A 10,738-nucleotide genomic window follows, 5' to 3' on the forward strand; every position below is an offset into this window, starting at 1 on the left:
TTTGGGTTCGCTGCTTATCTTGGTTTTTTTATCTGGGCTTGTGCAGCTGCAAGTCTTGCTACCGGTACCCTATAAGGTGAACATGATACATAATCAAGTCCTATATTGTGGAAAAACTCTACGGAAGACGGATCGCCGCCATGTTCCCCACATATTCCAAGATGGATATCAGGTCTTGTTTTTCTGCCAAGTTCAACTGCCATATGGACTAATTTTCCAACACCTATTTGATCTAATTTTTGGAATGGATCAAAGTCATATATTTTATTATCATAATAGTAATTTAAAAATTTTCCTGCATCATCTCTTGAGAATCCGAAAGTCATTTGGGTTAAATCATTGGTGCCAAAAGAGAAGAATTCAGCTTCTTTTGCTATTTCATCTGCAGTAAGCGCAGCCCTTGGTATTTCTATCATTGTACCTACTTTATAATTTATAGGGATTTCTGACTTTTCTATTATGGAATTTGCAGTTTTTACAACAATATCTTTAACATATTTTAATTCCTTCAATTCCCCAACTAGAGGAATCATTATTTCAGGAACAATATCATGTTTTTTTCTCTTTTTTACGTCTATTGCCGCTTGAATTACAGCTGTAGTCTGCATCTCAGCTATCTCCGGATAAGAAACAGTGAGTCTGCATCCTCTATGTCCCATCATAGGATTAAATTCATGAAGAGAATCTATTGTATTTTTCAATTCCTCCACACTTGTATTCATTTCTTTAGCTAAATCCTCTATATCTTTCTCATCTGTTGGAAGAAATTCATGAAGTGGTGGATCAAGGAACCTAATTGTAACAGGTCTTCCGTCCATTGCTTCATATATCCTAGTAAAATCGCTTCTTTGCATTGGTAGTATGTTGTTGAGCGCTTCTTTCCTCTGTTTTGTATTTTTTGAAACTATCATTCTTCTAACCTGAGGTATTCTGTCTTCTTGGAAGAACATATGCTCAGTTCTGCAAAGTCCTATTCCTTCAGCTCCAAATTTGACAGCCTGTTTAGCATCTGCAGGAGTATCTGCATTTGTTCTGATTTTCAATTTTCTAATACTGTCCGCCCAACTCATAAATTTTCCAAAATCACCTGACATCTCAGGAAATACTGTCTTTATAGCCTTTCCATATACATTTCCTGTACTTCCATCCAGGGATATATAATCCCCTTCTCCAAATTTATGCCCATGCACTTCAAATACTTTTTTTTGCTCATCTATATTTACATCTCCACAACCAGCCACACAGCATGTACCCATTCCTCTAGCTACTACTGCAGCATGAGATGTCATTCCACCCCTTACTGTAAGTATACCTTCTGCAGCAACCATTCCCTCTATATCTTCAGGAGAGGTTTCCAATCTTACAAGTATTACTTTCTCTCCTATGTTGTGATGTTCTTTTGCTGAATCTGCAGTAAAGTAAATCTTTCCACATGCAGCTCCAGGTGATGCCGGAAGACCATTTGCAATAATCTCTGCATTTTTTAAATCCACTTTATCGAAATTGGGATGAAGTAGTGTATCCAATTGTTTAGGTTCGACTTTAAGAAGTGCTTCTTTCTTTGTTATAAGTCCTTCGTCTACCATATCAACAGCTATTTTAAGTGCTGATTGAGCAGTCCTTTTGCCATTTCTTGTTTGAAGAAAATATAATTTTCCCTGTTCTATTGTAAATTCCATGTCCTGCATATCTTTATAATGTGTTTCAAGTCTTTTAGAAATCTGTATAAATTGATCATAACATTCAGGTAAGTCCTGTTTCAATCTAGCTATTGGCTGTGGTGTCCTAATGCCTGCTACCACATCTTCTCCTTGTGCATTTATTAAGTATTCTCCAAATATGCGATTTTCTCCTGTAGCAGGATTTCTTGTAAATGCTACACCAGTGCCTGAAGTATTGCCCATATTTCCAAATACCATAGTTTGAACGTTTACAGCTGTGCCCCAATCACTGGATATATCATTTAATCTTCTATAAATAATAGCTCTTGGATTATTCCATGATCTAAATACTGCAGTAATAGCCTGAATTAATTGTTGTTTTGGTTCTTGAGGAAATTCCTGATTTATTTCCTGGCTGTATAATTTTTTAAATTTTACAATTATATTTTTCAAGTCGTCTTCTGTTAACTCTGTATCATATTTTAATCCTTTTGCACTTTTTATTTCATCCAAAACGTCTTCAAACTTTCTCTTTTCAATCCCCATAGCTACATCTGAAAACATCTGAATAAATCTTCTATAAGAATCATATGCAAATCTAGTGTTGTTAGTCAATTGGGCTAATGCTTGTACTGAATCATCATTTAATCCTAAATTTAATATAGTGTCCATCATTCCGGGCATTGATATTCTAGCTCCTGATCTTACCGAAACCAACAGAGGATTCTTTATATTTCCAAATTTTTTTCCTGTAAGTTCTTCAAGTTTTTCCATACTGACATTAATTTGATCTACAATTTCATTACTCACCTTTTGATTGTCTTCATAATATTTAGTACATGCTTCTGTAGATACCGTAAAACCAGTTGGAACAGGCATTCCCAAATTAGTCATTTCAGCCAAATTTGCACCTTTTCCTCCAAGTAAATTTCTCATTCCAGCATTTCCTTCATTAAAAAGATAAACATATTTTTTTTCTTCCATGAAATACACATCCCCTTGTCTATAAAATTACAATATAATATATGCTAACGGAATATATCCGTAACCTGCTTTATTTATTTTCCCCCATTTTCACAAAAAGTCTTGTTATGTTTGTTTTGGAAACCTTCCCAATTATCTTAAGAATTTCTTTTTCACCATCTTTAGACTTTTCTACAACTGGTAGGCTATCAACTTCATGATCCATTATTTTCTGGGCTGCCAAGTAAACACTGTCATCTTTTTCAACACATACTATATTAGGCATCCTTGTCATTATTATTCCAACAGGTACTTTACGCATATCAGTGCCACCTATCGATATCTTTAAAAAATCTTTACGTGATACAGCACCTATCAAAACTCCGGAATTTTCTATAAATAATGTTCCTACATCATTTAAAAATAAATTGACTATAGCATCGTATACCATTGTATTTTCATCAACTACAACTGGTTTTGACATTACATCACCAACATTTATCTTTCTTATATAATCATATAACATACTATAAGATGGCTTTTTAGAGTATATATATCCTACCTTAGGCTTAGCCTCCAATACATCTGTCATTGTAAGTATAGCTAAATCCGGCCTAATAGCTGCCCTTGTCACACCCAACTTTTCTGCCAATTGTTCACTGGTTATAGGTGCATATTTTTTTACTAGTTCAGTTATTTTTTTTTGTCTATGTGAAAATTTAATAATGTCCACCCTCTTTCTCTATAATAATCCAAGAGAAATATTATACCTTAAATGTATTATACCATTATATTAGCTTAAATAGTATAGCATTTTTATTTTTTATAGGTATAAAAGAATAAAAATGCTATACTATTTAAAAGTTTTTATATAAAGTTAAACAATCCATTATTTGGATTTATTTTCATTGTCTTCATTTACATCATCAAATTTAACAGTGTATTGATAAGTATTTTTATCATCATATTTATTTTCTTTACTATTAAATTTTTCCTTTACAGAAGATGCTGCATCATATACTTTATCTTTTACATCTTTTACAGTGCTTTTAACACCATTTTTGATTATCTTGTTGACAACTTCTACTGAACCATCATCTTTAATTATTTCCACTGTAACTTTAGTAACTACAGCTGTAAGCATTCCAATGGCAATCAAAGGTGGCCAAACAAGCATTGTAAGAGTAGCTGCTATACCGGCATTTACAGGTATATTTAAAATAACCCTATCATCTTTTTTTATTTTTATTCTGTTTACGTTTCCTTTTTTTACTAAGTCCTTGAGCCAATTCAGGAATTCATCTTTTGTTGTATATGAATTTTCTTCTTCCTTTTTTTGATCTTCCTCAATGTATATTAGAGCATCTACTATATTTCCATCTGCTATTTCCAATGCTTTTTTTGCTTCTGCATAACTTACATTTGTTCTTTCTCTTATAATATCAATCTTTTCTAATGTTATATCACTCATTTTATCTTCTCCTTTTAATAATTTTATTATTTAAAGTTAATTAGATAATTTAAAGTATCTAGACTTTTAGGTTTTCTAAAATAACTTTGAGATATTATCATATTAGTTATTTTATACAATTCCTGCTTTACTTCTATTGACAAGTTTACTCTATATACTTTTTCCAACGAAATTTTTGATATATATTTAAGAGCATTAAATGTTGAATATCTTATAGGAATGCCATTTGTCTTATGACACTCACTACATATTCCGCCTAGATATTGAATGCTCAAATAATCAGAAGTATTGATTTTTCTCCCACATATGGCGCAGTTTTCAAAATTAATTTCATAACCTGTTGCCTTCAATATTTTCAATTCAAAAGCTCTTGATAATGTTTCAATATCTACAACTTTATTTTTCATAAGATAAAGTGCTGAAACTAAATGAATAAATAATTTTTTGTCTTTTTCTTCATTATTTAAGGATATATCTATTAATTCACATAAATAGGAAGCATAAGTCAGTGTATTCAAATCATTTAATAAATCCTGAAATGAATCTATTAAATTGCCTTCATTTATAACATACATATTTTTTCCTTTATATAGAACATAATCACCATAAGAAAATTGAAGTACAGTAGAAAAAAGTTTATTTTTACTCCTTTTCGCACCTTTAGCTATAGTGGATACTTTTCCTAATTCTTCAGTAAATAGCCATACAATCTTATCATTTTCCTTTATATCCTGTGTTTTAATTATAACAGCTCGTGTCTTGATTATAGCCAGAATACCATCTCCCAATATATAGTTATTACTTATATCCAAGCTCTTTTAAAAGTCCGCTGCTGTCTCTCCATTCCTTTTTAACCTTTACCCATATATTTAAATATACTTTGGAGTCCAAAAATTTTTCCATATCCTGTCTAGAATAAGTGGATATCTTTTTAAGCATAGAACCACCTTTTCCTATTATTATTCCCTTATGAGATTTTTTCTCACAAAGTATTGTAGCATCTATATTATAAATTCCCTTTGAATTCTTTTTCATAGATATTATTTCTACAGCTATACCATGCGGAACTTCTTCTGAAAGCAGCCTTAATGATTTTTCTCTTATAATCTCTGATATTATAAATCTTTCCTGTTTATCTATTATCATATCGTCAGGATAGTATTTAGGCCCTTCCTTCATATATTTAACTATAAGTTTTTTTAGTTCGATTACATTCTTCCCATTAATTGCAGATATAGGTATATACTCCTGGAATTTATATTCTTCAGAATATGCTTTAAGCGTTTGTGCTACTCTTTCAGCAGAATTTTCATCCATTTTATTGATTACCAGGAAAACAGGTTTTTCACAATCTTGTAAATTATCTAAAATATACCTATCACTTTTTTTTATTTGTCCTTCCGGTGTAGTTAAAAATAGTACTAGATCTACATCATTTATAGAATCTCTAGCGGATTTAACCATATACTCCCCTAATTTATGTCTTGGATCATGAATACCAGGTGTATCTACAAATACAAGCTGAAAATCTTTTTCTGTAAGTATTGTCTGTATGTTGTTTCTAGTTGTTTGAGGCCTGCAAGATACAATTGATAACTTTTCTCCAATTAAATTATTCAGCAACGTAGATTTACCTACATTGGGCCTTCCTACTATAGTTATAAATCCTGATTTAAACATATATATTCTCCTTGTTTTTATACAACTTATCTTGGTAAATAAATAAGTATATTCTTGTACATAGATTATACCATTATTTTTATTCTTTGTAATGTATTTTTATCCAAATATTCTAAATAGAAGTACAGTTATAAGTATACCAAAAATTCCGCCTATAAAAACCTCTGCTATAGAATGGACTTCAGAGTCAACTCTGCTTTGAGCTACTATAAATGCAAGTACATAGCTAAGTATAACCACAGTAAGACTTTCAACCATAAGAGCGATAGTAGTAGCTATGGAAAAAGCTATTGCACTGTGTCCGCTTGGCATTCCACCTTTTAGCGGAGTTCCCTCTCCAAATATAGCCTTTATTATAATAATGGATATGCATACAATAGCTATTATTATAAATATAGTATATGGACTTGTTATTCTTACCTTTCTCATAAGCACAAAGTTTATATACTTCAATTTGTCCCAGAATATGATATATCCTACTAACACAGCATTAACAGCAGTTACAAGAACGCCACCGGCGGCGGCATTTTTAGCTAATTTAACCAATGGATGATAGTAATTTGTTGTAGCATCTATAGCAAACTCAACTGCAGTATTAAAAAGTTCTGCCATTATGACCATTGTTATTGTTATTGTTATTGACAATATTTCTATTTTACTCAGATCATAAAAGAAGCATAAAGTCAAAATAAAAAGAGCTGCCAGCATGTGTATTCTCATATTTCTTTGAGTTCTTACAGAATATATTATGCCCTCAATAGCATAATTAAAACTATCTAAAAGTTTTTTCACTTTCATATATGTATTCCTCTTTTATAAATCGAAATTAAATTCTTTTAAAATTTTTTCTTCTCTATCTCGCATTATCTTTTTTTCATCTTCTTCCATATGATCATATCCTAAAAGATGAAGAACGGAATGAACTGTCAAATAACAAATTTCTCTCAAAAAAGAATGACCAAATTCAATACTCTGTTCTTTGGCTTTTTCCAATGAAAGTGCAATATCTCCCAATACCAAATTTCCACTATCCATATCACATTCTTTAAATTCATAATTTAAATAAGTTTCTTTAAACACCTTTCCCTCTGGATAATCCAGCATTGGAAATGATAATACATCAGTAACTTTATCTATATTTCTATTTTCACGATTTATATTCTTTATAGTATAATTATCTATAAATATTACACTAACTTCACATGGGACTTCCACTTTTTCAATTATAAGTGCATGCTGTATAACTTTCTTCACAATATTCTCAAGTTCCTCTGTAACTTTAACTTTATTTTGTCTATCATCTATAAAAATCATACTAGTCCTCCATATTATTTGTCATCTATAAGTTTATTGTTCTTGTCAGCCCATTTGTCTTTTGGATACTCTATTCTATGATGGTATATTCCAAGAAGTACTTTTATAAAAGCAGACTTTATCTTGGTTATATCCCTCAATGTAAGATCACAATTATCCAATTGCCCCGATGACAATCTATCATTTATTATATCGTTAATCATATTTTCAATATTATCTTTATTAGGTTCATTAATAGACCTAACCGCAGCTTCCACTCCATCTGCCAGCATTATTATGCCTGCTTCCTTGGTTTCCGGTATAGGTCCTGGATATCTGAAATCCTCCTCTTTTACATCTTCAGGACTTTTGCTTGAATTTTTCATAGTAACGTAAAAATATTTTACAAGCGATCTTCCATGATGCTGTTCTATAACATCTGTTATTATTTTAGGAAGTTTATATTCCTTTGCCATCTCAACTCCATCTTTTACGTGTGATATTATTATAACAGCACTTAAAGCCGAAGTTATTTTATCGTGTGGATTATCATTTCCAAGCTGGTTTTCTTTAAAAAAATATGGTCTTTTTATTTTGCCTATATCATGATAATAAGCTGCTACTCTCGAAAAAAGCGCATTTCCACCAACTTCTTCTGTTGCAACCTCAGCAAGATTACCTACTAATATGCTGTGATGATAAGTTCCAGGGGCTTCCATAAGCAATCTTTTAAGAAGTGGATTATTTGGATTGGACAATTCTAAAAGTTTAATAGTAGTAACTATATTGAAACTGCTTTCAAAAACAGGTAAAAATCCGATTACCAATATACCCGATATTATACTCCCTATTCCCGTAAATATAGCTTTTTCAGCTACATCAACTACATTGTTAGTCAATAAAAATCCCATTGAAACAGTAAGCACTATATTTATAACAGCTATACAAATAGTTGCATATAATATATCATTTCTCTGCTGTAATTTTCTAAGTATTATTGAACCTACTATTACATTCACCATAGCCAATATAGTAATTTCTATATTGAATTCTACCGCCGTACTTATCAGCACGCAATTAAGTATATTAATTACAAGTGATGTTTTAGAACTTACAAGTATAGAAAATATCATAGGAATAAATGCAAGTGGTATAAAAAATGGTGAAATTATCCCTAAAGATCTTGCAAACAGAATACTCAAAAAGCTTAATATGTTTATCATAATAAATATATTAAAGTCTTTGTATATACTCTTGCTGTATACATTCAAATATATCCACTGAAGTGCCAATATGAGGATTACAAGAACTGCCAATGATATGTATATATACCATTTAAAATATGACCCATCATTTAAAAGCCCGAGATCCTTGAGAACTCCAATTTGATATTTAGTAACAGGTTCACCTTCTTTTACTATGATTTGATCTTTTTTAATCATAACAGGAGGTACTTTCTTGGCAGTTTCAATTTTTAATTCCTGAGTTTTATCTTTATCATAAAAGAAATTAGGAGCTATTTGAGTATATGCTATATTAATCGCCAGGTCTCGCATACTTTTAGATAAATTTGAATTTCCTACTTTTATTATTATATCTTCCTGTGCTTTTTTAATATCCTCTTCATTATCTTTTTGACTATTGTCACTTATATTATTATTATCATATAGATTGGACATGGACTCTATTAAAAAATTATGAATCTCATCCATATCACTTTTACTCATTCTAGCTGATTTCAAATAATCATTATCTGACAAGGATATATTTGCAACACTTTTAATTTTTTGCTGCTTTTGTTTTTCATCTGTTTGATTATCAGCTATAATTTGATTTACTGTAGAAAAAAATTTATTTATTCTATCTATAGTTTCAGTTTTAACTTCAGGTTTTTTATTATATTGAATTGGTACAGAATCCAATGCCTGATTTACTCTATCCTGTGTTGAAAGATCATCTTTAACCTCTCTTGGTGCTTTAATATCAACTTTTGCAATTTCTCCAAGTTTTAGATTGTATCGTTTAGTAGTAAGCCCTGTTAAAAGCACGGCATATATGAGTATAAAACTTACTATAAATATAATTATCCTATTTTGTTTTTCTCTTATAAAAAATCTTTTTAAGCCTAGTTTTTTCATTGAATATCACCCTTTGTAAACTGTTTATTACTCTTTTGTCTGATTATTCTGTTCCGATATCTCTTCCTTATGTTCTACCTGAGATGCTATGTTCTCTTCTGCTATAACCAAAACTCGTACCTCTAGCAGTTTACCTTGTTTTTTATCTACGACTTTATCCAATATCTTTACCGTTTTATCTAAATTGGATGTTATTTGTGTATAAAGTTTATCTGAAGTATCGGCTGTTATCTTTTCTATATTTCCCGTAACTTTAACTTCCTTGACTTCATAAAAGACTTCTTTTTTTATGAAAAAATTGCTTTCTTCTATTTTATCATACTTATTGAAAGTATTGGCAGTATTTTTCAAATATAGTCTTTTACCATTTATATTCATATAATAATTCACTATTTTTCTACCGGTTCTTTTCCTTTCCATAGTATATATATTTACTTCTTTAGTTTTTTCATAGAAAGTTTTGCATAATACGTCCCCTGCTGCATGAACTGTATAAGTGTCTCCTTCTTTTCCCTGTACCCCTTTTACAAGCAATTGGCCTTTCTTAACCATATCTCCTATATTTACTACAGGTGTTCCAGCTGTAGTATACAATCTAATTACCTCACCATCTTTTGATGCTACCAAATCACATGGTGAATTATCCGATATTATGTTAGGTGGAGATTTTCTCTCCTGTGCAGTGATTATAAGTCTGGAGCCATCTATTCTAGCTCTTACCCACATTATATCATCATCATTTTTTATAAGAAATTCTTCTATTTTATATACATCTATTTTATTTTTATTAATACCGTTAGTTACTCCATAAGCCCTCAATTTTTGTCTTATTTCATAAGGTGGTAAATTAGAATCTGAATTTATTTGAATTTGCCATATAAATGTAGACATATAATAGATTATGCCAATAAAAATAGCTACTCCAAAGATCAACATTTTATTTTTTTGAATCCGCAGTATTAAAAACGAAAGTCCCCATCGTCTAACTATTCTTATTCTGGTTCCAGTTTTTTTACCTATTTCCTTTATTGTATTGTAGTCTTTATATCTTATGTCCATTACTACAGTTGTTACACTTTTTCTTGTTATATTTTTAATATATACATCATTTTTCCATATCAAATTGATAAATCTTTCAGGTATGATGGATTGTATTTCAATGGTTATCACTGCATTCTTATAATTATAAAAATTATTTTTTCTAGTTTCCTTCATATGCTATTGATTTAAACTTTCCTCCCACTGTTATAGTACTTCCTCCCATAAAAAGAACTTCGAAATTATCACCATATATAGATATCAATCCTACACCTGAATTAATCTTCACTATACTCTTGTCAAAAAGCACTATTCCTTTGTGATTTTCTATTATTATTTCATTATCCCCTGTCACTTGAATTTTGGGCATATTTAAAATTATATCTCTTGGCAGTTCCAATTTATCTGCAATATTCTGTTTTGTATTGTATAATTTGTCTCCCACCACTATCACCTTGTATAATGAACATTTAGTAAAAATTCATTATACTTTT

The 10,738-nt window shown here is 30.5% G+C and carries 10 protein-coding genes; all 10 read right to left on the reverse strand.

The window, feature by feature from the left end; translation table 11 throughout:
- Positions 1–14: 14 nt before the first annotated feature.
- The 10 genes from ppdK to yqfC all read right to left on the reverse strand — a co-directional run bounded on the left by ppdK (position 15) and on the right by yqfC (position 10,689).
- Positions 15–2,645 carry a pyruvate, phosphate dikinase gene (ppdK, locus tag KM800_RS08460; protein ID WP_217812679.1) on the reverse strand — a complete coding sequence of 877 codons (2,631 nt, stop codon included), beginning with the start codon at positions 2,643–2,645 and terminating at the stop codon, positions 15–17.
- A 70-nt stretch (positions 2,646–2,715) separates the two neighbouring features.
- Complete coding sequence (locus tag KM800_RS08465) at positions 2,716–3,357, reverse strand: helix-turn-helix transcriptional regulator (RefSeq protein ID WP_217812680.1); 642 nt, start codon at positions 3,355–3,357, stop codon at positions 2,716–2,718.
- Positions 3,358–3,513: 156 nt separating this feature from the next.
- Entirely contained in the window at positions 3,514–4,095 is a 582-nt protein-coding gene (locus tag KM800_RS08470; protein WP_217812681.1) for a DUF4342 domain-containing protein, read from the reverse strand.
- A gap of 26 nt (positions 4,096–4,121) precedes the next feature.
- Entirely contained in the window at positions 4,122–4,883 is a 762-nt protein-coding gene (gene recO / locus KM800_RS08475) for a DNA repair protein RecO (RefSeq protein ID WP_217812689.1), read from the reverse strand.
- Positions 4,884–4,893: 10 nt separating this feature from the next.
- Positions 4,894–5,775 carry a GTPase Era gene (gene era / locus KM800_RS08480; RefSeq protein ID WP_217812682.1) on the reverse strand — a complete coding sequence of 294 codons (882 nt, stop codon included), beginning with the start codon at positions 5,773–5,775 and terminating at the stop codon, positions 4,894–4,896.
- Positions 5,776–5,874: 99 nt separating this feature from the next.
- On the reverse strand, positions 5,875–6,573 hold the full coding sequence (locus KM800_RS08485; protein WP_217812683.1) for a diacylglycerol kinase: 699 nt from the start codon (positions 6,571–6,573) through the stop codon (positions 5,875–5,877).
- 15 nt (positions 6,574–6,588) lie between these two features.
- On the reverse strand, positions 6,589–7,089 hold the full coding sequence (gene ybeY, locus KM800_RS08490; protein WP_217812684.1) for an rRNA maturation RNase YbeY: 501 nt from the start codon (positions 7,087–7,089) through the stop codon (positions 6,589–6,591).
- 14 nt (positions 7,090–7,103) lie between these two features.
- Positions 7,104–9,206: an HD family phosphohydrolase gene (locus tag KM800_RS08495; RefSeq protein ID WP_217812685.1), complete on the reverse strand. Its 2,103-nt coding sequence runs from the start codon at positions 9,204–9,206 to the stop codon at positions 7,104–7,106.
- Between the two features lie 27 nt (positions 9,207–9,233).
- Positions 9,234–10,421 carry a sporulation protein YqfD gene (gene yqfD, locus KM800_RS08500; protein ID WP_217812686.1) on the reverse strand — a complete coding sequence of 396 codons (1,188 nt, stop codon included), beginning with the start codon at positions 10,419–10,421 and terminating at the stop codon, positions 9,234–9,236.
- Positions 10,408–10,689, reverse strand: coding sequence for a sporulation protein YqfC (yqfC, locus tag KM800_RS08505; RefSeq protein WP_217812687.1), 282 nt, complete (start codon positions 10,687–10,689; stop codon positions 10,408–10,410). Before yqfC ends, yqfD begins: the two co-directional genes overlap by 14 nt.
- Positions 10,690–10,738 lie beyond the last annotated feature (49 nt).

The organism is Clostridium tyrobutyricum, from assembly GCF_019144085.1.
GTDB lineage: Bacteria > Bacillota > Clostridia > Clostridiales > Clostridiaceae > Clostridium_B > Clostridium_B tyrobutyricum_A.

Bases quoted from the DNA above. Each gene is read 5' to 3' on its own strand.
- ppdK (WP_217812679.1), bottom strand. From the start codon at position 2,645: ATGGAAGAAAAAAAATATGTTTATCTTTTTAATGAAGGAAATGCTGGA.
- KM800_RS08470 (WP_217812681.1), bottom strand. From the start codon at position 4,095: ATGAGTGATATAACATTAGAAAAGATTGATATTATAAGAGAAAGAACA.
- era (WP_217812682.1), bottom strand. From the start codon at position 5,775: ATGTTTAAATCAGGATTTATAACTATAGTAGGAAGGCCCAATGTAGGT.
- KM800_RS08485 (WP_217812683.1), bottom strand. From the start codon at position 6,573: ATGAAAGTGAAAAAACTTTTAGATAGTTTTAATTATGCTATTGAGGGC.
- ybeY (WP_217812684.1), bottom strand. From the start codon at position 7,089: ATGATTTTTATAGATGATAGACAAAATAAAGTTAAAGTTACAGAGGAA.
- KM800_RS08495 (WP_217812685.1), bottom strand. From the start codon at position 9,206: ATGAAAAAACTAGGCTTAAAAAGATTTTTTATAAGAGAAAAACAAAAT.
- yqfD (WP_217812686.1), bottom strand. From the start codon at position 10,421: ATGAAGGAAACTAGAAAAAATAATTTTTATAATTATAAGAATGCAGTG.